The following is a 21,963-nucleotide window of genomic DNA, read 5'->3' on the forward strand; positions in this document are numbered from 1 at the left end:
CAGAGCGGTGGAAACTGGTGCCGTGAGCAGGGATGCTGGTGCCCGAGCGCTCCGGGGCGCTCGGGTCGTGGTTCCCCTTTTCGACGGAGCAGGAGCGAACAAGCCGATGATGACCGAGTTGTTGATCCCCGGGGATCTGCGGCAACTGGCGGCGGTGCAGACCGAGCACGAGCAGCGGCTGTTGGGCATGCCGAACGTGGTGGGTGTCGCGTTGGGCCGCAAGCAGGTCCGGGGCGAGGACATCGGGACGCCGTGCGTGACGGTGCTGGTGGACATGAAACTCGGCCCCGCGCTGCTGGGAAGAGACGAGCTGGTTCCGGCCAAGCTGGGCGCGACCCCGACGGACGTGGTCGAGGCCGGGATCCTGCAGGCCGGGTCCTCCGCGCTGGCCCCGCCGCAGCCGGCCGAACGGGCGGACCTGCTCGGCGGCGACCACGACCGCTACGCGGGCTACCCGGGGGGCGAGTCCGACGACGCGTCCGCGGCGTGGCAGGCGAGGCTCTCGACCCTCGCCCCGGCCGAGCAGGCCGCCCTCCGGCGCCGCGCCGCCGAGGCCGGGTCACCCGGCGCTTCGGCACACCCGCTGGCCGCGGCGCGGCTTCGCCCCGCGGCCGGCGGGCTGTCGGTCGGGCACGTCCACGGCACCGCCGGGACCCTGGGCGTCTGCTGCACCGACGCCGCCCCCGGCACCGGGGCCATCGGCACCGCGGCGGCGCCCCGGTTCTACCTGCTGTCCAACAACCACGTGCTGGCCAATTGCAACGACGCCGCGATCGGGGACCCGGTCCTGTAGCCCGCCCCGGCCGACGGCGGCCGCGCGCCGGGCGACGTCATCGCCCGGCTGGCCCGGTTCGTGCCGATCAGGTTCCTGCCCGGCGGCCGCGTCCCACAGGACCCGGGCATGGTGCCGGTCAACCATGTTGACGCGGCGATCGCGGCGGGCGGTTCGACCAGCTGGACCGGCGGATCCACTGGATCGGCGAGGTGTCCTCGGCCAACCCCGCCCCGCAGATCGGGGACCTGCTCGCCAAGAGCGGCCGGGCCAGCGGGCACACGACCGGGCGGGTCCGCGCCGTCAACGCCACGGTGACGGTGAACTACCTGTACGGGCGGGTCGCGCGCTTCGCCAAGCAGATCGTCGCCGACGCGACGCTGGCCGGCCCCAGCGACTCCGGCTCTCTCGCCGTCGGCACCGGGCCGCGCGCGGTCGGCCTGGTGTTCGCGACCTCCCCGACGGTCAGCCTGCTCAACCCGGTCCCGCTAGTCGAGCACCTGCTCTGCGTCCGGATCACCCGCCCGGAGCGCGAGGGCCGGCCCGCCGGCCGCTAGCCCCGGCGGACGTGGAAAGCCCCGGTGCGACAAGAGGGGAGGTCTGCGCACCGGGACGCCCTCCAGCCTACGGCCCGGGGAACGCAGACATCCCATGTCGATATTTCAACGAGCCGCAAAGCCCGACGCCCCCGGGTGGATCGCCTGACCTGGCGCAGGGTCTGCGACCTGCCTCCTGTGAAACCCGAAATTGCGTGGATCGGAAGCAAGCGCATAACCGGCATCCCGAATAAACGGCCGCACGCGTCGCTGGCCGCGCAGCGTGCGGCAAACACATGACAACGGTTGTGCGAATCGCCCCGCCTGGGCGCCATGGGCATTGACGACTTTGTGTTGTGCGGCAGGGGCGCACTGCCTCGGGGCTCACTGCTGTGCCCCTTCGAGAGATGGTGCGGACGAGGCGCCGCTGCTCGGCAGCGGTGGGCGCGTTCGTGTGACGCGACCTGGCAACCTTCTTCGCGGGGCGGCAAACGAACAAGATCGACTGCCTGTTCGGGCAGAACTCGTGCAGTGCGCGGCGAGGCAGCCGGCCCGCCGGGAATCGGTGCAGCACGCTCCGATTCGCTCGGCGCGCAACGCCGACCGCGGTGACGAGAGGATTGCCGAGGGTGCGGCATGTCGTTTCAGCGCCCGCAGACGCCTGCGGGTCTTGCTTGCGTTTGCCACCCGCTTGATCCCTGGCCCTCGTAATTGGCGGCAGAGCGGCCCTCGCATTCTCCGAATCAATTCGACAAGTGAAAGGAAGACATACATGAGAGAGCAACGAGCGCCGGGCGCGGCGTCCGGTCGTTCGATGGGGCGAGCCGCGGCGCGGCTCGCCGCGACAGGAGCGTTGGCGACAGGAGCGTTGACAGCGGGGTCGACGGCAGCGCCGACGGCGCTGGCCGGCCCGCAGGCGCAGGCGGAGCTGCTCCCGACCTCGTACAGCGCCCCGGGCCAGTACTCGCTGGCGTTGCCGGAGGGCGGCGTGGTGTGGGTCACCATCACGGTGCGGGGGGCCGGCGGCGGAGGCGGCGGCTCGGCCGCCAAGGGCGGCTCCGGCGGCGGTGGCGGGGGCGGCGGAACGGCCGTGTGCACCACGCTGGTGGCGGGCGGCAAGACCCTGCAGATCGTGGTGGGCGGGGGAGGCCGTGGCGGCAGTGCCCCGGACCCGTACGGCCCGAACGGCGGTGCCGGCGGCACCGGCTACACCAATTCGAACGGCACCGCCTGGGCAGCGGGGAGCAACGGCGACAACGGCTCCAACGGCTACAACTCCGGCGGAGGCGGCGGAGGCGGCGCGTCGTCGGTCTTCGTCATCGACGGTCCGACGCTCGCCGACGCACGAGGCGGAGGCGGGGGAGGCGGGGGCTCCGCCTCGGTCGGCTGGAGCACTGGCACCGGCGGCCACGGCGGCCACGGCGGCGGCTGGGCCGGCGCCGGCGGCCACGGCGGCATCGGCGGCTACACCGAGCAGCACTCCGCCAAGGCCTACGGCCACGGCGGCAGCGGCGGCCAGGCGACCTGCAAGAACGTGACCGGCACCACCGGCAGCGACGGTGCCTCCGGCGCGGCTACCCGCCTCGGCGGCCCCGCCGGCGCGGGAATGCCCAAGGCGCTCGGCCTTCTCGACGGCCAGGGCGCGGGCGGCAACGGCGCCCGCAACAACCACTCCGCGGCGGGCGCGGACGGCGCCGCCGGGTTCGTGTCCATCGCCGCCGTGAAGCTCCTCTGACACCGGCACGCGATGTCTTTGCGGCCGCAGACTCGACGCTGCGGCCGCAGAGACGTACGGGCCTCGCCGGCACACGCACGGGGCAGAACCCGAGCGCGCAGCTCGTCGCGTCGTTCCTCGCCGGGTTCGCGGCGAACACCGCCGCCGCCTACCGCAGCGACCTGCGGCTGTTCCTGGGCTGGTGCGCCGAACACGACCTGGACCCGCGCACGCTCGGGCTGCCGGAGATCCAGGTGTTCGGCAAGGCCCTGGCCGACGCGCCCAGCGCACCGGCAAGCTGCGCAGCGAGCGGAGCATCGCCCGCGTCCTGAACGCGGTGTCGTCCTTCTACACCTTCCTCGGCCGCGCCGGGCAGATGCACTAGCACCCGGCTGCGAAGGCCGCGCGGCCGCGCTACGACCGCCGCCACACCGACACCCGCTCGCTGACCGAACCGCAGGCCCGACGGATGTGCGCGCTCGCCCCGACCGCGGCGCCCAGGCCGTGGCCGCGGCCGTGCGCGCAGCTCACCATGCATCTGACGGTCGACCTCGGGGCCCGCGTCACCGAGATCTGCCACCTCGACCTGCCCGACCTCGGCCACCGCAGCGACGCCACCGGCGCGCAGTACCGCATCGTCACGCTGCGGATGAAGGGCAACAAGATCCGGGTCCGGCCGATCCCGGTCCCGCTGGCGCCGCTGCTGGACGCCTGGCTGGCCCGCCGGATCGCCGACCCGGGCGAGACTGCGCTGCTGGTCGACCGCGACGGCACCCGCATCACCCGCTACCAGGTCGAATACCTCGTGCAGGTCCTCGCCGCGGCCGCCAGCGTCCCGGACCCGCAGCAGATCACCCGCACTCCACCCGGCACGCGTTCAACACGATCGCCAAGGCCCGCGGCGCCACCCTCGAGCCGCGCAAGCACGCGTTGGCGCACGTCAGCGCCGACACCACCGCCCTCTACGAGCACACCGACGACCACCTCTCCACCGACCCGGCGCACCTGGTCGCCGCGGCCACCTTCGCCGCACCCGGCGGCCCCGACGGGGCAACGCGATGACCCGCCGCCTCGCCCCTGTGCCGCCGGCACGTGCCCGGTCGACTGCCTGGAGCACGCCGAGCACGTCGACATCCTCTGCTACGGCCCGCCCGGTCACCGTGTCCGATCGCGATCACCTGCACGGGGAACGCACTCGCGACTGCCCGATCACGCACTACGTCGGCTGGACCGGCCAGCAACCTCCGGTCAACCGCGTTCGCGCCCACGGCGCCCACTCCGCGCACCACATCGCGGCGATCCGCCCAGGCAGCCTCGACGACGAGGAACACGCCAAACGCCGCGAACCCTACCCGAGTGCAGGAAAAGCCTGTGATACTACGGATAAAGCCCCGCCTGCCCGGCGACTGACACTGAGACCGACACTGGACGCGACGATCGCGCCGCCGCGTCACCCGGCCGGGTCGGCGACCTTCTTCCGGGTCGTGTCGGCCAGCTGGCGCAGCACGTCCCGATCGGACAGCTCGGCGACGATGCCCTCCGGCGTGCACAGCAGGCCGTCGGTCTCCCAGCTCTGCGTCGCCAGCTTCACCCGGCCAGCGTGCAGGCGACCTGCAGGTCCCAGCCGTCGCCGTGGCGTCGGCTGACGTTCACGGCGAACGCGAGCGGGCCGACCGTGCACGTGCCGCCGTAGCTGCCGAGCCTCAGCCGCGACGGCCCCCACGACCAGTTCTCCGCGCGCGGAACGGACGCGGTGTCGACGACAGCAATGGTCGGGCTCCTCTCCTGGCCGGGCGGGAGCCGTCAGCCTGCCCCACCCGGCGGGCGAGCCGCCAGCCGTGCCCGGCGCGCCCCGCCGAATTCGCTCGTCGGAGTGTCGACGATCGACGAGTCTCCTTGCAGCACAACAAGAACCCCAAATTTCCGGTCCCGCACAGCCGGTCAGTGCGCTGGAACGGCCGGACTCCGCGCGGATGATCCAAAGGAGGCCAGACCCGGTCTCAGCACCCGGGCGCGAAAAGACGGGATCATGAGCGCTGACGGAGCCGACCTGCACTGGTCGGGCAACAGCTGGGAGCCCTACGGCGCCTTTGCCGGCGTGCCCGACGACGAGCACGACTTCGAGAAGATCCTCAGCTCGCAGGGCTGGGAGGAGTTCCTCAGCCTGGGAAACGGCGAGACCATCGGGTTCGCGATGCGCGTGTTCATCCGCCACAGCCGCGACACCGCGGCCCGGAGCCACCCGGAGTTCCTGCTGGAGATCGGCGGCCATTCGTCGATCGCGCCCTACCTGAAAGCGGATGACCTGCCGACGGCGATGGACCTGCTCGCCCGCTGGGCGCCGACCCTGCAGGCATCCAGCATCGCCGACCTCGCCCAGGACTTGACCTCCGGGGCCATCGAGCCGAACGGCCTGGTCGAAACCGTCGCGGCGCGGGCCAAATGGGCCGCGGAGAACCGCACCCCCTCGATGGCTCGCGACCACGACCGGCTCGAACAGCTCGCGCGAGACCGCCGACGCGGACGGCAGCCCTAGCTTCGAACCCGATCCCCGGCAGGCATGACGATCACGGAGCCGCTCGTCACGGCGAGCGGCTCCGTCTCATTACTGTGCAGCTCGCAGGTCGATGACGGTGATGTCGGGGTGTTCGTGCAGCGAGCCGCCCAGCCATCGGATCCAGATCGGCACCGCGCCCGCATCGCGCGCGAACAGCAGCTTCTCCACACTGCGCGGGTTGTGCGCGGAGTCGATCTCGATGACCAGGTCGGGTCGGCCCGGGCGGTTGACGACGACGTCGAGTCGTCCGTAGCGGCGCGCGCCGCCGGGAGTGACGGGGACGGTGAGTTCGCGGTAGCCGATCCAGCGGTTGTGCCGGAACGTGCGGGGCTGGGCATCGGCCCAGTCCCGAACGAGCCCCGTGAGCAGCCCGGTCACGGCCGCCGTGCTGTGGCTCTCCGCATCCGCTTTCAGATCGGTGCCCGCCAGTGCCTGGCGCAACCAGGTGCGCAGGGCTGCGACGGCCGCGGGGTCCTCGGCGGGTGGCTCGCTGTCGTGGCCGAGGACGCGCAGCGAGCCGTGCGGCCAGTGGGCTTTGCCCAGAATCTTGACCGGCTCGCGGGCGTCGACGGCAGCACGCAGCTCGGCTTCGCCGGGCGGAAGCCCGGCCAGCAGTTGCCCGGCATGCTTCTTCGCGGTGCCGACCGCGCCTGTCTTGCCGAACGCGCGCTCGGCCACCATGGCCCGCCGGATCAGCGTCAGCGCAACGCTGCGCCAGCCGGCCACCAGCGGGGCGGGCACCGATTCCGGGATGTCGATCCCCGCCAGCAGTTCCCGCGCTTCGTCCCCGGTCGCCGCGGAGGCGGCGCGGGCTTTCTCGCGGCGTGCGGGAAGCTGTTTCTCCACCTCGGCCCAGGCGGCCCGCCGGCACGGCGGGCAATCCCGATCCGAGCGCGCGCTCGGCCTGTACGACCACGACATGCCCGCAGGCGAACGTCGGCGCGACCACAAAGCCGACACACCTTGCACGCGGCCCGGTCACCGCGTTTCCAGGCGGGCATACTCGTGCGGGTCGCGACGATCTCCGACCCATGCTCTGCAGCCCTGGAGGGCCGCCGCGCACCTGCGCGAACTGCTCATGGCCTGCGGTGCCTTGCCGCAGCTGGACAAGCAAATCTGCTCACTGGAACGCTGGCTGCCCGGCCATCTCGACACAGTGAGCGACCCGACCCACGCCCAGCTCATCCACCGGTTCGCCACCTGGGAAGTCCTGCCACGCCTGCGAAACCGCGCCGAGAACACGCCGCTCACCCCTGCCAATCGGCGCTGCGCCGGCGAGCAGATCAAGCTGGCCACACAGTTCCTCACCTGGCTCACCGAGCAGCAGCGCACCCTCGAAACCTGCCGTCAGGCCGACATCGACACCTGGCACGCCGAGCACAGCGACCACGAACGCAACCGCGTCCGCGGCTTCCTGACCTGGGCCATGACTAGCAAACTCGCCCGTTCACTGCGGCTGCCCGGCCCGTCGGTCAACCGGAAGGCATCGCTGCCGCAGCACGAACGGATAGCCCTGCTGGGACGACTGCTTACCGACCAGGATCTCCCGTTGCGCTCCAGGGTCGCCGGAGTGATCGTCCTGCTCTACGCACAGCCACTTAGCAGGATCGTGCGGCTCACCGTCGACGACGTCACCCACGACGGTGATCAGGTGCTGCTGCGCCTCGGCGAGCCGCCCTCACCAGTCCCCGCACCCGCCGCGGAACTGCTACTCGCGTGGATTAGCAAGCGGGACAACATGAACACCGCAACCAACCCGGGCTCACGCTGGCTGTTCCCCGGACGCCGCGCCGGCCAACCCATGCACTCCGAGTCGCTCGCCGCCCTTGTCAACGAACTCGGCATCCCCATCACGCCTGGCCGGACCTCAGCCATCCTCCAGCACATCCTTGACATGCCAGCCCCCGTCGTCGCCGATGCCCTCGGCTACCACCAGAACACCGCGACCAGAATCGCCGCGCACGCAGGCGCCACCTGGAGCCGCTACGCACCCGGTGATCACTCACCGCTACAGCGTCGGAGAGATGGTGACAGTTGAATAGGCGAGTTCACCAGTCGGGACAAGATCATAGCCACACAGTATATTTCAACTGAACCGGCGCGTTTTCGTGCGGGTTTGCTTTGACGATCGCGACCGTTGCGATGTGCCCTTCGACGGTTCGAAGACAGAAAGTTCTACCGTTATCTACGGTAGCGTTGGAATAAGTTTTACCTTCGAGTTCTTTTCGGCAATTTTCCGCAGTGGCACCCGAATAAATGTAAGTGATCACCCCACTCGATGGAATCAGCTGCTGCGGAAACACGCCCGAGAAGGACAGATCGTTATTGGGGACGTCTTTGCCAACTTGTTTCCCTTCAAGGTCGACCTGGTCCCCGTCGGTCAATGTGACGTCGCCTCGCTTTTCGAGTGCCGCGGTGGACGGTGGCTGAGCGCTCGCTTGCGTGGTGTCGCTTTGCTGGGCTGCGGTGCCAGGCTGAGTCGCCGAAGGTCGAGGGGTCGGCGGGTCGGCGTCCGAGCCGCTGCAGCCCTTTACAGTAATACCGACAGCGGCAAGCCCTGTCAGAAGCGCTCCGACTGCTGCAAGCCACTTGTGCCCCTGCCCCTCGGACTTGCCCGATGACGCTTCCGGCCCTCCCGCGTCGATTCCCCACCCCTCGGTCGCGATTCCCACCTGCCGCGGACACTCTACCTAGGCGACTCCTTGAGCCGTTGATTGACATACGTGGCGGTCCTACGTCGGTGCATCCGAGCGCGAGGGGTGCCGTTGGGCTGGCTGGCGGCCGAGACCGCGTTGGCTGTTCCCCGGCCGCCGCGCCGGCCAGCCGATGCACCCCGACTAGCTTGCCGCCCTCGTCAACGAGCTCGGCATTCCCGCCACGACCGGCCGGACCTCGGCCATCCGCCAGCACGCCCTCGACATGCCAGCACCCCGTCGTTGCCGACGCCCTCGGCTACCACCAGAACATCACGACCGGGATAGCCGCCGAAGCCGGTGCGACCTGGAGCCGCTGCGCCCCTGGCGATCACTCACGGCCACAACCACCGAGAACTGGCGATAGTTGAATACGCGAGCTCACCAGCCTCAAACGCCGTTTACAACAATTAACCGGAGGCTCGTCGCTGCAGGGGAACCGATGCCGGTCTCACCGTTGGAGTAGTCAAACATGCGTTCGACTGCAATTTCCCAGCCGCGGGTGTCGACCGGCGGTTCCTGGCTGCGCGAGATATCTTTCCTTCCGGAAATTTTTGATTTTCGCTTTGACGATAAGAAGGCTTCGCTGCAGGTATTTTAGCCGCCACGCCAGCGAAATTGCGGTCCATCAGTCGTCGACCGCGTGTTCGGCCGGACCATCGGTGCGAAAGACTGCGAATTACTCGGAACTCTGCTCGGCGCTAGCAGCGGCCGGCGCTCTGCGCAGTCGGGCAGTCGCCCATGTCCGATATTGGACACAGTGACGAGATTGACTAGATGTGTCCGTATGGTCGACCTGACCTGCTTGTCGTCCGGCGAGGCCCGCGCAGCGGATCGGTGCCAGTGCCAGATCTGCGCGCGACACGAAGTTCTGGTCGTTGGATATCCGGCATGCCGGCGGGAGGCAGTCGTGAAAAAGTCGGGTTCGTCGCGCATTCGCTGTCCGTATGCCGAACGACAAGCCAGCCAATCCACGGATTCAGGCTAAAGTAGCCGCCGTAGGAACAGATAATGTTGTCCCCAAGGTGGCCCGCGGAGGAGTTGAGACCCATGACTGGCATTGTTGACTTCCGCGTACTCGGCCCCACGCAGGCCCGCCGCGACGGCTCACCGGTCCAGTTGGGCGGTACCCGCCGCCGCACGCTGGTCGCCCGGCTCCTTCTTGACGCAGGGCACGTCGTGTCGACGGACACCCTGCTGGCGGACGCCTGGCAGGGAACGGCCGGCCCGCCGGCGAAGGCGACGCTGCACAGCCACATCAACCAGTTGCGCGCGGAGATCGGGGCGTGTCTCGAAACCCGGCCAGGGGGTTATGCGCTGTGTCTCGGCGGGGCGGAGGTCCTGGACGCCGCGGCGTTCGAATTGCAGACCAGTGCCGCCGCGTCTCAGCTGGCCAGCGGGGACTACGCCAGCGCGCTGGCCTGCTTGACCGAAGCGCTCGCCAAGTGGCACGGCCGTGCGTTCCAGGACGTGGCGCACCTGCCCTGGGCAGAGCCCGAGGCTGCCCGGCTGGAGGAATTGCGGGTACAGAGCACCGAGCAGCTGCTGCGGGCCCGGCTGGACGCCGGACAGCACGAGCGGGTGGTAGCTGGCGCGGAAGCGGCGGTTGCCGAGGAACCGCTGCGCGAACAGCGATGGGCCATCATGATTCTCGCGCTCTACCGCTGCGGCCGCCAGGCGGACGCACTGGCCGCCTGCCGCCGACTCCGCACCTTCCTCGCCGATCAGCTCGGCATCGATCCTTCGCCGCCGCTGACCGCCTTGGAGGCCGGGATCTTGCGGCAGGATCCGGCCCTCGACCCGCCTGGCCGCCAGCCGGGCGCTGGAGCGGACCCGACGGACGGGCCGCTCTTCCAGGGGCGGGCCGCGGCCCGGCAACGCGAGTGGCGAAACGCGTGCGAACTGCTGATCGCCGCCGACCGGACCGCCGGGCTCGGGGCAGACGACCTCGAACTCCTCGGCGACGTCGCCTTCATGGCCGGAGAGCAGACCAGGTCGATCTCCGCTCGCCAGCGAGCGCACTTTCTGTGGCTGGACGCCGGCCGGCCGGATCGGGCAGCCATCGCCGCCTTCCTGATCGTAGGCAACCATTACGTCCGGAACCGTGCCGCAATCGCCGCTGGCTGGTACCACAAGGGACGTCGGCTCTTGGTCGGTCAACCGGAAGGCGCCGCGCACGGGGTGCTGGCATTCACCGGGGCTCTCGTTGCCATGGCGAACGGCCGGCCCGACGCGTCCGAGGCGGAGGCGGCTGAGGCACAACGAATCGGCCGCGCCGTCGCCGACCAGGACATCGAGGCAGTCGGCCTGACCTTGCGCGGGTGTGCCCTTGCTCGGCTCGGGCGCTTCGACGAGGCCCTGTGCCTGCTGGACGAAGCTCTGGCGACCGCGTCCACCGGAAGGCTGGGCCCGATCGCCACCGGGCAGATCTTCTGCTGGTCGACCCAGGCGCTGCTCGCCACCGGCGATTACGCCCGGGCCGCCGAATGGATCGAGGCGATCGAAGCCTCCGGAATCAGGGGCATTCCCGGCGACTGCCAGATTCACAAGGCGGAGGTCCTGCGCGCGCTCGGGCAGCCCGACGAGGCCGAAACCGAAATGATCGCGGCCCGCTCGCAGATCCAGGCCGTTGATCTGCTCCATGCCGGAATCGCCCACTACGAACTCGCGATGATCTATCTCTCCCGCGGTGAGCTGTTCCGAGCCGAGCGCGCCCTCGGCCATGCCGAGGCGTGCGGAGCGGTCGTCCAGCCCGGGCTCGCGATGGTGCGGCTCGCCCAGGGGGACACGCGGGCAGCTACCGCCATGATCGATACCGCGCTGGCCGCCGCAGCCATGGATCCCCTTCGCCGCGTCAACCTGCTGCCTGCCGCCATCCAGATCGCCACAGCCACTGGAGACGACACCCAAGCCACACAGCGGACTACGGAACTTGAACGGGCATCGGCGGCGCTCCTCATCGAGCGGAAGTGACGGTTCCGGTGGCAGCGTCCTCATGCGGGACACTGCCACCGGAACGACCGCGTCGCGCGGCAGTCCGCGAAGGGCGAGCTACGTCGCCCGCGGTAGTGGCGCTGGCGGCAGGCGCTGCGAAATCGGCCGGCTACAGATTCGGCGTGGCCAGCCCGGATTTCTGGAGAAGCGGCGCCGTTACGGCGTACTTGCGCGAGGCGGACCCGCGAGACCAGGTCTCCTTCGCGGATCTTCTGTGCGCGAAAGGCCCCATACCTGCTAGGGGAGTTCGCGCTTCTCGGTGCCAGTCCATTGTGGCTGGGCAGCGAAAAACCGCGCGCGAACGACAGTCGGCCGACCGATGCGAACAAGGTTGGCATCTGGTTGCGGGGGACTGGGAAACCGCAATGGGCCACCGGGACCGGCGGATTCACGCTTACCCGGCCCCGGGCAAAGTACGGTTCCGCAGCTTCCAGCCGCGTCGCCGCGATGCCCAACCGGCACGCTTCGGCAAGGGCGTCCCGGCAGACCGCACGCGGCTCCTCGGCGTTGGGGTCGGAGTGCGCGGCGAAATTTACGCGCGCGCGGGACGTGCGCAGTCAGTCGGCCAGGCTGCGGCGGCAAGAAACTGTCCTCCGCTGGGCGGCTTTCTGCCGATGTGCGGATCATCGGGCCACTCGTCGCTCGGCCCGCAGCGGGCGGCGCCATGCCTGAGCTCGTCTTGCCCGGTGACCCGTATCCTACGCGCCGGCCCGCGGACCTTCAGCTGAGCTCGGTCGATAGCTGACCCAGTCGGCGGTCGGCTTGACCAGCGCCAGCACCAGTCCGACGCCGCCGTAGAGCAGTACGACTACGAGGACGCCGATTCCTGCCTCCAGGACACTGCCGCTGCCCCTCGTCCCGGAAAACGCGATGCCGGACGTCGCGACAGAAAAGGTGCTGAACACAATCGCGAGGCCGCAGCCGATGATCGTGCACATGCGCCCAGCCGGCTGGTGCAAGAACAGGCCGATGCCGCCGTAGATCAGCAGTCCCACGTTGATCGCGCTCGCGCCGACTACTGCGTAGAGCGGCCAGAGCGGTCCGGTGTGGAGCGTCGACAGTTCGCTGATCGAGACGAGCACCGAGATGCTCGCCCAGACGCCGCCGACAATCGCGAGGACACCCGCGGTGATCGCGGTGCCGCCGTGCGGTTTCTGCCGCATCACGCGGGAGCTACCCGGATACGGCTGTCCGGGAGCCAGCGAGGAGGACGGATGTTGCGGCAAGCCTGGGTATGGCTGGCCGCTCCGCGGCGGCAGGTCATCCGGGTTCCAGGGGGAAGTCATAGGGAATCCTCGATCTCTCGCACGGACAGCGGACGGGGTACTTGCATTGTCCCAAGGTTGGTTTCGATCGCTGGGCGAAATTCACCACTGCGCGAGGGTGACGAAGGAGGCACGGACGGTATCCGGCACCGGAAGCGGCCGAATGCTTGCGGCAGTCCAGCCTGTGCCAGGACCGGTACTGGCAGACGAGACCGCGCCGCCGCGGGGACACTGAAACCGAAACTGCTCAGCCGGGCACGTCGACCACGCGAAAGGGGTCTATCGAGTCATGCTCGGCGTACCGCGCGCATTACCCCAGCTCCCTGCTGAACGCCTGGGCGTCGGGTACTTGACGCCGCCGACGCGCGTCGACCTGCTTTCGGCGAACTGTGTTCGGGTTGCGCTGGTTTCGGGAGGACCGAGATGAGGCTGCACAGGCGCTGGACTGCGGCGTCGTCCGGGCTGGGCGGTTACCGCTATCCGGACGAGGCTATTGCGGTACTGGCCGCCAGCGTGAACGATCAGCAGATCGATGCCTGGTGTTCCAGTGCGTGCTGAGAACAAGACGGCAAGCTCCTAGGCATTTGATGGAACCCGATGCGTTCCCGGCCTCATGCTGGTCGGCCGTATCCGGCTCCATCGACGACATCATCGCGGCGTGAAACCACGTTCTCGGTGCCTTGTCTCAGGCTCGCTCCCGTCTCGCCTGCCTACGCTGGCCGCTGGCAGTCGCACCGAAGGCGGATCTGCTGTGCGCACCCCGGTTGAACAACCTGCCGGGAACCAGCGCTGGACATGAACAACCCGCGCCCGCGATGCCTTGCTCCGCGGGCGCGGGTTGCCTGGGCGAAGGCATTCGCGCTCCTCTTCGGCTGCTGACGAGTACTCCGCCACCTCGTCGGCGACCCCCGCAAGATCAGCGCACTCATCCTTGCCGCTTCGAAAACGGCAGACTCGGCTGAAAGCCAGTGCGGTCACCTCATTCTGCTGCTTAATCGGTCCAGTCCTTTTGTCAACGTCTCGGTGTGGCAGCCGAAGCCGATGCGCATGTGCTGGGCCAGTCCGAAGCAGGAGCCGGGAACGACGAGCACCCCGTCCTCGGACGATAGAATCTCGCACAAATTGCGAGTGTTGCTAAATGTGCGAAATCGGGGGAATGCGGTGACCCCGCCGACGGGTGGCGGATAGTCGATTAATTCAGCGTTTGCTGCAGCCCAGCGAGACAATAGTTTCCGGTTTGCCGTTGCATCATCTAGACGAGGGCCGATGAGCGTGTCCGCATTCTCGAGTGCGCTGGCGGCCAAATTCTCGGAAAGTGGAGAGCAGCTGATGGTAGTATAATCGCGAATCTTGATCATGTTATCGAGGTTTGCTCCTGTAGCTATGCACCAGCCAATTCGCAGCCCAGGGAGTCCGTATGCTTTTGAAAGTGTTCCGAAAGAAAAGCTTCGCTCCGTCCGGGTGAACGGGTCGGCGAGCGGGGGGCGATCGTAAACGAGGTCGGCGAACGCACCGTCCCAGAGCAGGTATGCATGGTGTCCGCCGATGATTTTCAGGAACTCTGAATACTCATCCTCGGCCAGGGTGGCACCGGTCGGATTGTGCGGAAAGTTGACGATGACGGCCTTCGTTCGCCGATTGAGCAGCTCGCGCAGGGATTCCAGGTCTGGCCGAAATCCTCGGTCTGCGTCCAGGTGCCATGGTCGGAGCACTGCGCCCATGCTCTCGGCGATCGCGGACAGGGAGTGATAGCCGGGAGACAGCACGACGACTTCGTCGCCCGGCTCGACTATGGAGGCGATAGCGAGGAAGAGCGCCTCGCTTGAGCCGTGCGTCACCATGACCGAGTCGGCGTGGCCGGGCGAATATCTGGCCGCGACGGCTTCGCGTAACCGTCGGCAGCCGAGCGAGGGGCTGTCTTTGAACGGAACGCGGTCGAGGTCGGCGGAATGGATGCCGAGCTGATCGATCAGTTCTCCGAACGTGTAGTCGGTTACGCCGGAACTCGAAATGTCGATGGGGCAGTCGAAGTAGCGCGTGCGAAGCCAGTCTTCGAGAGGCGCCGATGCAATCATGCGATCCATGGCCAGGGTTTCTCTTGGTTTGCGGAAGGTTTCGGTGCCGGACGGGTGCGAATAACGATGGGTTTCTGCTCTTGGAGCGCCTCGTGTCAGGCGGGCGCTTCGCGCATGCTGTCAAGGATTTCGCGGATCATCTCGAGGGTGGTTCCAGGGTGCAGGAACGCGAGTCTGGTGACTACTTCTCCCTCCCAGCTGGTCGGGACGACGAAACCGACCTGGTCTGCGAGCAGGCGCCTCGACCAGCGGCGGTACTCGGTTGCCGTCCAGCCGGGACGTCGATATATCAAGCAGGACAGTTCAGGCTCGCGGATGACCTCGAGGTACTTGTACTCGTCGCGGATCAGGTCGGCTGCCGCTTTGGCGAGCGCGATGCCGCTCTCGATCGCTTCGCGGTAGGCGTCGATGCCGTGGACGGCCAGCGAGAACCAGAGCGGAAGGCCGCATGCGCTGCGGGTGAGGTGGTAGGCGTAGTCCGGAGGATTCCATTCCGGGCTGTTTTCGGCGGCCTGCACCAGGTCCAGGTACGGGCCAGCTTGCGTATGCACCGACTTGGCCAGTTGTGGGTTCCGGTAGATCAGCGCGGCGCAGTCGAAGGGGGCGAAGAGCCACTTGTGCGGATCTACCACGAAGGAGTCGACGCATTCGATGCCGGCGAACCGCTGCCGAACGGTCGGAGCGAAGAGCCCGGCACCGCCGTAGGCACCATCGACGTGGAACCACATATCGTTTGCCTTGGCCACTCTCGCGATGCCGGAGAGGTCGTCGATGAGTCCCGCGTTGGTGGTGCCGGCAGTGCCGACGACGGCGATGACCGGGGCCGGGTCGTTGTCTGCTTCCAGTGCGGCCCGCAGCGCCTCGCCGGTGAGTCTGTGGTCGTCGGTCGGGACGACAAGCTTTTCCGCGCAGATGATGTTGAGCGAGTTGGTCACGGACGAATGAGTTTCCTCGCTCACGGCCACCCGGAACCGTGCGCTGACCGGCAAGCCTAACCGCCGGCGGGCGGTATCGCGTGCGACTACCAATGCGGAAAGATTGGCGGCCGAGCCTCCGGTGACAAAGCAGCCGCCAGCTGTCTCCGGGAGCTTGGCTTGATCGGCGATCAGTCGCAAAACCTGGTTTTCCGCGACGATCGCCCCGGCCGCTTCCATCCAGAAGATGCCTTGGAGGGAGTCGGCGGAAACCAGCATTTCACCTAGCTGCGCGGCCTTGGTCGGGGCACAGGGGATGAACGACAGGTATCGAGGGCTGTCCGCTGATACCACCGTGCGCATCAGTTCTCGATTGTACAGCTTGAGCACGTATTCGGGGTCATTTCCGCCGGGGCAAAGGATGCCTTCCAGCTGGCTGGCGACGTTTTCGCCGGGAGCTGGGCAATCAAGTTCAACTGGGTTCCGGCGCAGACGATTGCGCAGGTGATCGAAGACCAGGCTTGTGAGCTGTTCGTCGTATTCATGCATGTGCAGACTCATGAATCTTCCGGATTTCGTGGTTCTTGTTTTTTCATAGCTGAATCGATGCCGGATTTCCGGTACGCTTCATTTTTGCCAGCGGTATGCCTGGAGGTTTTAGTCGGTGGCATGTGCATCCGGTCGAGGTTCAATGTTGTGAGGGCACGATACTCTTTGCGAGGTTAAATCGTCCAGGATCGGACCGGTGCGGGCAGAAAACCTTGCCCGTGCGTACCTGCGTTTGCGCTCGGGCGGTCTCTGAGCGAAACTGCCCGGGGTTTGCCGGGCGTGCGCAGTGGTGCTGAGTGCTCTGGGGCGACGGGGTGTTCGGCTGCGAGATGTTTCGCTGGAGCGTTTTCTTGCGCGATTTGAGGAGTTGGCTTCTCGCGTGTTGTCGCGAGGGAACGCGCAGCACTCCGCCAGAGCGCGAGAACGCCCAACTGAAGTGGCCGCTGGCCCGGAACTCGTCGAATCAGTGGTCGGACAGTCCGGAACAGGTTCCGCCGCCGCGTTCAGCGCGCCGCAAGACCGGTCGTACGCCGGCGGAGCAGCTTGGCGCACGATGATTTTCGCTTCGCCGGGTGGTCCGGACGAGATTGCGGACCGTGTCCCTGGCCGGTGCTCTGGTAGCGGCGCTGACCTCGGTTCGTTGCTTTCTGCAGGGTGCGGCCGTATCGCCGGCGCCGCTCTGGATTGCTCCGCGATTACCGGGCGATGGGTTGCGCCGGTGCCGCTGTGTGTGCGGCGCGGGCACGGGCCGCGGCTAAGTCTCCATAGCCCCAAACTGCGTCAATCACTCTTCGATGTCATTCACGCAGCTGTCAACGAGACTGCTGGACAGCTCGACCAGCCATGTGAATAGTTGCTGCGCTGCATGACCTGAGAATCCGTATCCCGGGACGCTCATCTGGCCGGGCAGTTTCCGCGCGGCGGCAACGAGCGCAGTGCGTCTGGCTCCCGCCAAGTCTCGGCGTTCCAGCGGACGGGACCGCTGCTCGGCGGCTGTCGGCCGGGCGGCGCACTCCACCGAGCTGGGACGAGCACCGCCTGCCTGAGGGCGGAGCCGAGCATGCCGGCCACACGTCGCCGTGGTCGGCATCGAGGAACAAGCTGACCAGAACGACAGTGCACCGGAGAGTTTGCGGAGTTCCTGGACCGCATGGTCCGGCCCGTCGCGCGCGACGCGACTCTCCGGCGGAAGAGTTGGCCCTCGTCGATACGTCCGTGCCCCGAAACGCAGCGGGATCGGTGGCCGCCGAGGCGAGGTCCGGAACGGGCGGCGCGTTGGGGCAAGATTGAATGACATGCAGCCCGATCGGCCGCGGTGCGGGCGGTGCGGGCCTAGCATCCCATGCGAGACCGCAGGACGAACGGGGAAGGCCGATGAGCACGGTGACAGAGACACCCGAGGGTGCACCCGACGATCAGCTGGAGAATTGGTTCTTACTGATGGACCCGGCCTGGCGTCCGCAGTCGGAGAACGAGCCGCCGCCGATCGAGGCGGTGGTCGGGCTCTGGCCGGTCGAGGAGGGCGGCAAGCTCGGCAAGTTCCGGGCCAACCCGCAGTACGAGCCCTCCGACGAGAACTCGCCGTCGGACCCGCTCGACGCAGTGCTGCGCCTGGTGATGAAGGGCGACGCGACGGCGGAGCACATTCAGCTCATCCTGCGCGAGACGCTTTTCGACATCGCGATGAACGGGGACGGCCGCCCGCTGATCACCCAGTCGCCCGACGACAAGCTCTGCACCGTGATCGTGACCAGCGAGGTGCACCGGCTCCGGATCAACGCGCCGGACTGGGCGCGAGTCGATCTGGACGAGCTGGTGGAGCTGCTCGAAGACGAGATCGACGTGTTCATCAACCCGGGCGGCCCCTCGGCCGTTCGCCTCGACGGCGACTTCATCCGCGAAACGCTGATGATGGACGAAGAGGAGCTGGCCGGGCTGTACGCCGAACACCAGCTGGACTCAGAGGGGCTGCGCGTCGTCCCGGTCGACCTGACCCGGCCGCCTGGCGAGGACACCAGCGAAGAAACCGAGGCCGAGGAAGCCGAGGCCGACGGAGCGGAGCAAGAGGAGGACGGCACCGAGGCCGCCCCGCCGCCCGTGGAGGCAGGCGATCCGGGCCGGCCGGGCGAGTCCGGGACGACCGAGCCTCCGCTCTGAGAGAAGGCCGACGAAACCGGTCCGTGGTACCGATTCGGTGCGGGCGGCTCGGCGGCGGTGTGATCGTGACGCAACGCGTCCCGAAGGGAAGCCAATGACTCTCCTGTCCAGACTCCCTGGCAAGGGACGGCTGCGGTCCCGCCGCGATGCCGGAGGAATGCAGGCAACTGTCAGCGGTGCGGCGACCGTCGTGCACGGCGCGGACGGCGCGGGGGTGGATGCAAGCTCGATGGCCGCAGCACTGCCGCCCGATCCGGACTGCCTTCTCGTCGTTGTCGACGTGCCGCCGGATTCGTCTGCTGAGGTCTGGGAGTCAGTGGCTGCGGCAGTGCCGAAGGGGAAGGGACCGGTGCGCCTGGTCCCGGGCCGGTTTCCGCGCCGGATGAGCCCGCAGACAGCACAGTGGCTCGCCGAATGGCTCGGCCGGCCGGTGGTCGCGCCGTGCGGCACGACCTTCCAGACCGCCGCCGGGACGTTGTTCGTCCTTCCCGGGCAGAATTGTGGCTGGGGTCGGTTCCGTCGCGGACGCCCGCCTGTGCGCGAGGGGATGCGGTTTCCCCGCCCAGTCTGGGAGTCCTCGGCCAACTCGGCGACCTGGTCGCTGACCGGGACGGCGAGCGCCGAGCCGCTGCCCGGCGGGCTGTGGCTCCGCTCGGATGGCGGTGAGCCGCTCCTCGATCGGGGGCGCTACCGCCTTGCCCGGTGGGTTCCATGCCAGCCGGAGGTGCTCACCATCGTCCTCGGCGGGGAGCGGCTTCCGCCGCTGCCGCTGGAGGCGGTCGCGGAGCTGTGGTCCACCCTGGACGATGCCGCGCGGGCGCGAGCGAAATTCGCACAGGCCGGGCCCGTGGAGCTGCCGCCGTCCGTCAGTCTCGGGCAGGCGCTGGCCGATCTGCTTGGAACAGCGGTGGTGTGCTACACCGGCATCCCGTCCGGCAACCCGGAAGATCCCCACGTGGTGGTCTTGCGCGCGGACGGTTCGCACGGCTGGCATGCTTGTGCCGAACAGGTTGTGTTTCGGCCCGGTATCACCAGCGCCGCGCCGGTGATGTTGAGCGCCTACCGGCCGCCGATCGTCGGCCTGCCCGAGCTTTCGCCAGCAGTGTACCGCTACACGGTAGAGGCGGTGGTCGAGGTTGTGCGCGCCGGGCTGTGGGTCCGGCCGGAGGGGGAGTCGCCGAACACCGCGCTGGTCCATTCCGCGCTAGCCGACCCGGCTCGGCACCTCGTCCTCTTCGAGGACGTCGATGCGGCCCAGGGGACTCGGATGCGTGCCTTGGCCGTAGAGCTGACCGAACGCCTCAGCGCCCCGACCCGCCGGGTGACCGAGGTGGCGCCGGTGTCGGTTCTGCGTTCGGACGCACCGCCAGCCCCGAGGACACGTCCGCTGGAGAACGCCGGACCGGTCACCGCACTGCCCTGGCTCAGCCAGCTCATGGAAACGATGAAGCTTGAGATGCCCGCCGCCGGTGAAGCTGCGACAGCGGAAGCTCCGGCCGCCGGGCCACCGGAGCCTCCGCGGCCGGAGCCTCCGGCCGCGGAAGACCTCGAGTCCGCGCGGGAATGGCTGAAGGCCAACTGGCCGGCGGATTTCGGTGCGCACACGGCAGCCGTCGAAGCTGTTCTCGCGAAGAATCCCAAGGTGTTCCGGATCAGGTCCGGCGCGGAGCGCCTGGGGGCGGTGGCAGATGCGGTCGCGCTGCGCATGTACCTGGCCGGGCAAGGGATCGAGATCGACCCGGGGCTCCGCACCGGACAGTCCGGCGCCGACCGCACGTTCAGCCGATGCGTGGCCGCAGGTCTCGCCGCCTTGCCCGCCTATCGGGGCGCGGCAGTGTCTGCCCTGACGCCCACCGCCGCGCAGTGGGCGGTACTGGACGCAAGTGCCTTGGTTACCGAGCTCGGCTTCTTGAACCTCCTCGCTGAGCCGTGCTCGGCCGCCGCCGGCGACACCGACCTGCTCGTGTGGTCGGTGTCCGGTCGCAGGACAGCACTGCTGGAGCCGGCCACCGGGGCGGTCGACCGTGTGATGTTCGCGCCGAAGACCGCGTTCAAGGTGCTGGAGCTGGCCCGCCCGGGCGGTGCCTCTCGCGGCCGGATCGTCCTGCGCGAGCTGCCGGCTGCCGAGATCACCGCGGAAGGCCAGCCAGCTCCGAACCGGTCGTCGCTGGACGAAATGGCGAAGAAGTCGATTCGACGCAGCGAAGAGCGCTGGGCGGCAGCGGTACCCGCACTGCGGGTACCGGCTGCCGCCGCGGCCAGGTTCCGGGTGCTGCCGGGAGTCGGCGATGGCTGAGCGGGCCGATCCGTTTGACGGCGGCGGGCTGATGGTTCTCGTCGATCTGGAATGGAAGCCGACCGGCGAGACCCCCGACCCGCCTCTGGAGGTCTTGCTCGGGGCGTGGGTGGTGAGTCCCGAGGGAGAACGCGGCGTGTTCCAGCCGAATCCGGTGTACCGGCCGAGACGGCCGGATTCGCCGCTCGACCCGATCGACGCGATTCTGCGCATGCTGGCGAAGGGCGAGGACGTCGCCGAGCTGCTGCTGGCGCTGCTGAGCGAAGTCCTGGTCGGTATCGCGGTCGATGAGCGGGGCGTGGCGCTGGTGCGTCCCGCTCCGGACGGAGTGCCTTCCGTGCTGGTCACGACGTCTCCCGGGCACCGCGTCAGGGTGGACGGCGTGCCCGGGTGGGCGAACGTCACGGTCCGGCGATTGGCCGAAGCGCTTCCCAGAAGCGGCGTGGACGTCCTGCTCAATCCCGGCGGCCCGGCGGCGATGCGCCTGCTCGCCGACACGGTCCGCGACGCGGCGTCCCGGACGGCGGCAGGTCATCCGAGCGCATAGAGGAGGTATGAAGAGCCCTCGCTCACACTGGTGCGTATCCGGTGACGAAACGAGCATGACGGGGGCTGGCATGAACCCGACAACAGTGAGCATTCTGGCCGCGGACGAGATCAACTACACGGGCGCGGCTCGATTCCTGAGTTCTGACGACCAGTTGCGACTGGTCGACGGCGAGCAGGCAGGAGCGGCCGAGGTGGTCGTGCTGATCACCGGCGAGGTTGTGGTCGCCGATCTGAACCGGTTGTCCGGATTGCGTGTCAGGCGGGCCGGTCACCGGCGGCCCCAGCGCTGTGTGGTGGTGACCGACCGGTTCGATCCGGCGATGACGATGCGCGCAGTCGAGCACGGCGTGAAGGCAGTGCTGCCCAGGGTGAAGATCAGCCAGGAGTTGCTCGTGTCAGCGGTTCACGCAGCCGGGCAGGGGTCGGCGTACCTGCCGTCTCAGCTGCAGCGCGCGTTGCTCGAGCAGTTGAACGCGCTGCGCCGGGGCGTGCTGGAGCCCAACGGTTTCTCTCTCGCCGGTCTGGCCGACCGCGAAGTGGATGTGCTCGGCATGGTGGCCGCTGGGCTGCGCACCGACGAGATCGCGGCCAGGATGTGGTGTTCGGAGGGCACAGTGAAGAACGTGCTGTACGGCGTCATCGAGCGGTTCGGTTTGCAGAACCGGGCGCACGCCGTGGCCTACGCGATTCGTGCCGGAGCCCTTTGACCCGCTCGCCCCCTGCTGGGCGATGACTGGCCTGCCGATGCGGCGCGCAGCCGTACTCCGCCCGGCAATCGGGCAGGTGGCGGAGCCGGTCCTGCTCAGGCGCGTCGGCGACCGGATTCCGGCTGGCAAGAGGAACGCCTGCGGGACGCGACGCACCTCGGTTCTGATCGTGCGTTGCGCCTGAC

General features: G+C 68.4%; 18 protein-coding genes and 2 pseudogenes. 13 read left to right on the forward strand and 7 right to left on the reverse strand.

Annotation, left to right across the window (positions count from 1 at the left end; all coding sequences use genetic code 11):
* Positions 1 to 109: 109 nt before the first annotated feature.
* The 5 genes and pseudogenes from ABD156_RS23905 to ABD156_RS23920 all read left to right on the forward strand — a co-directional run bounded on the left by ABD156_RS23905 (position 110) and on the right by ABD156_RS23920 (position 4,084).
* On the forward strand, positions 110 to 793 hold the full coding sequence (locus ABD156_RS23905; RefSeq protein ID WP_344277742.1) for a hypothetical protein: 684 nt from the start codon (positions 110 to 112) through the stop codon (positions 791 to 793).
* A 191-nt stretch (positions 794 to 984) separates the two neighbouring features.
* On the forward strand, positions 985 to 1,329 hold the full coding sequence (locus ABD156_RS23910; RefSeq protein WP_344277745.1) for a chymotrypsin family serine protease: 345 nt from the start codon (positions 985 to 987) through the stop codon (positions 1,327 to 1,329).
* A 751-nt stretch (positions 1,330 to 2,080) separates the two neighbouring features.
* Positions 2,081 to 3,043, forward strand: a complete 963-nt coding sequence (locus tag ABD156_RS23915; RefSeq protein ID WP_344277747.1) for a hypothetical protein — start codon at positions 2,081 to 2,083, stop codon at positions 3,041 to 3,043.
* 424 nt (positions 3,044 to 3,467) lie between these two features.
* A pseudogene (locus ABD156_RS47855) lies at positions 3,468 to 3,842 on the forward strand (tyrosine-type recombinase/integrase); the annotation flags it as partial.
* A 110-nt stretch (positions 3,843 to 3,952) separates the two neighbouring features.
* Entirely contained in the window at positions 3,953 to 4,084 is a 132-nt protein-coding gene (locus ABD156_RS23920) for a hypothetical protein (RefSeq protein ID WP_344277750.1), read from the forward strand.
* Positions 4,085 to 4,472: 388 nt separating this feature from the next.
* Here ABD156_RS23920 and ABD156_RS23925 read toward each other — a convergent pair whose 3' ends face one another.
* On the reverse strand, positions 4,473 to 4,613 hold the full coding sequence (locus ABD156_RS23925; protein WP_344277753.1) for a hypothetical protein: 141 nt from the start codon (positions 4,611 to 4,613) through the stop codon (positions 4,473 to 4,475).
* A 438-nt stretch (positions 4,614 to 5,051) separates the two neighbouring features.
* Between ABD156_RS23925 and ABD156_RS23930 the strand changes: the two genes are divergently transcribed.
* Positions 5,052 to 5,558 carry a hypothetical protein gene (locus ABD156_RS23930; RefSeq protein ID WP_344277756.1) on the forward strand — a complete coding sequence of 169 codons (507 nt, stop codon included), beginning with the start codon at positions 5,052 to 5,054 and terminating at the stop codon, positions 5,556 to 5,558.
* Between the two features lie 69 nt (positions 5,559 to 5,627).
* Here ABD156_RS23930 and ABD156_RS23935 read toward each other — a convergent pair whose 3' ends face one another.
* On the reverse strand, positions 5,628 to 6,500 hold the full coding sequence (locus tag ABD156_RS23935; RefSeq protein ID WP_344277758.1) for a hypothetical protein: 873 nt from the start codon (positions 6,498 to 6,500) through the stop codon (positions 5,628 to 5,630).
* A 172-nt stretch (positions 6,501 to 6,672) separates the two neighbouring features.
* On the opposite strand from ABD156_RS23935, the gene ABD156_RS23940 reads away from it, so the two are divergent.
* The gene (locus tag ABD156_RS23940) at positions 6,673 to 7,617 is read left to right on the forward strand and encodes a hypothetical protein (protein ID WP_344277761.1); all 945 of its coding nucleotides are present in this window, start codon (positions 6,673 to 6,675) and stop codon (positions 7,615 to 7,617) included.
* 28 nt (positions 7,618 to 7,645) lie between these two features.
* Here the strand turns inward: ABD156_RS23940 and ABD156_RS23945 are convergent, their stop codons facing one another.
* Positions 7,646 to 8,251, reverse strand: a complete 606-nt coding sequence (locus tag ABD156_RS23945) for a hypothetical protein (RefSeq protein ID WP_344277764.1) — start codon at positions 8,249 to 8,251, stop codon at positions 7,646 to 7,648.
* A 1,071-nt stretch (positions 8,252 to 9,322) separates the two neighbouring features.
* Here ABD156_RS23945 and ABD156_RS23950 point away from each other — a divergent pair.
* Complete coding sequence (locus ABD156_RS23950; RefSeq protein ID WP_344277766.1) at positions 9,323 to 11,245, forward strand: BTAD domain-containing putative transcriptional regulator; 1,923 nt, start codon at positions 9,323 to 9,325, stop codon at positions 11,243 to 11,245.
* Positions 11,246 to 11,670: 425 nt separating this feature from the next.
* On the opposite strand, the pseudogene ABD156_RS47860 reads toward ABD156_RS23950, so the two are convergent.
* A pseudogene (locus tag ABD156_RS47860) lies at positions 11,671 to 11,827 on the reverse strand (ketopantoate reductase family protein); the annotation flags it as partial.
* Between the two features lie 137 nt (positions 11,828 to 11,964).
* Complete coding sequence (locus ABD156_RS23955) at positions 11,965 to 12,552, reverse strand: hypothetical protein (RefSeq protein ID WP_344277769.1); 588 nt, start codon at positions 12,550 to 12,552, stop codon at positions 11,965 to 11,967.
* 402 nt (positions 12,553 to 12,954) lie between these two features.
* On the opposite strand from ABD156_RS23955, the gene ABD156_RS23960 reads away from it, so the two are divergent.
* Positions 12,955 to 13,089, forward strand: a complete 135-nt coding sequence (locus ABD156_RS23960; protein WP_344277772.1) for a hypothetical protein — start codon at positions 12,955 to 12,957, stop codon at positions 13,087 to 13,089.
* A gap of 416 nt (positions 13,090 to 13,505) precedes the next feature.
* Here ABD156_RS23960 and vioD read toward each other — a convergent pair whose 3' ends face one another.
* Together vioD and ABD156_RS23970 are read right to left on the reverse strand one after the other, a co-directional pair.
* Positions 13,506 to 14,615, reverse strand: coding sequence for a capreomycidine synthase (gene vioD / locus ABD156_RS23965; protein ID WP_344277775.1), 1,110 nt, complete (start codon positions 14,613 to 14,615; stop codon positions 13,506 to 13,508).
* An 86-nt stretch (positions 14,616 to 14,701) separates the two neighbouring features.
* The gene (locus ABD156_RS23970) at positions 14,702 to 16,081 is read right to left on the reverse strand and encodes a pyridoxal phosphate-dependent decarboxylase family protein (protein WP_344277778.1); all 1,380 of its coding nucleotides are present in this window, start codon (positions 16,079 to 16,081) and stop codon (positions 14,702 to 14,704) included.
* Positions 16,082 to 17,443: 1,362 nt separating this feature from the next.
* Between ABD156_RS23970 and ABD156_RS23975 the strand changes: the two genes are divergently transcribed.
* The 4 genes from ABD156_RS23975 (at position 17,444) to ABD156_RS23990 (ending at position 21,778) form a co-directional block, all read left to right on the forward strand.
* The gene (locus tag ABD156_RS23975; RefSeq protein ID WP_344277781.1) at positions 17,444 to 18,226 is read left to right on the forward strand and encodes a type VII secretion system-associated protein; all 783 of its coding nucleotides are present in this window, start codon (positions 17,444 to 17,446) and stop codon (positions 18,224 to 18,226) included.
* A gap of 94 nt (positions 18,227 to 18,320) precedes the next feature.
* The gene (locus ABD156_RS23980) at positions 18,321 to 20,522 is read left to right on the forward strand and encodes a hypothetical protein (RefSeq protein ID WP_344277784.1); all 2,202 of its coding nucleotides are present in this window, start codon (positions 18,321 to 18,323) and stop codon (positions 20,520 to 20,522) included.
* On the forward strand, positions 20,515 to 21,069 hold the full coding sequence (locus tag ABD156_RS23985) for a type VII secretion system-associated protein (protein ID WP_344277786.1): 555 nt from the start codon (positions 20,515 to 20,517) through the stop codon (positions 21,067 to 21,069). The genes ABD156_RS23980 and ABD156_RS23985 overlap by 8 nt, the downstream gene beginning before the upstream one ends.
* 70 nt (positions 21,070 to 21,139) lie before the next feature.
* Positions 21,140 to 21,778 (forward strand): helix-turn-helix transcriptional regulator, encoded by a 639-nt coding sequence (locus ABD156_RS23990; protein ID WP_344277789.1) that lies wholly within the window; start codon positions 21,140 to 21,142, stop codon positions 21,776 to 21,778.
* Positions 21,779 to 21,963: the final 185 nt, after the last annotated feature.

This window comes from Amycolatopsis albidoflavus (genome assembly GCF_039525725.1).
Classification (GTDB): Bacteria; Actinomycetota; Actinomycetes; order Mycobacteriales; family Pseudonocardiaceae; genus Amycolatopsis; species Amycolatopsis albidoflava.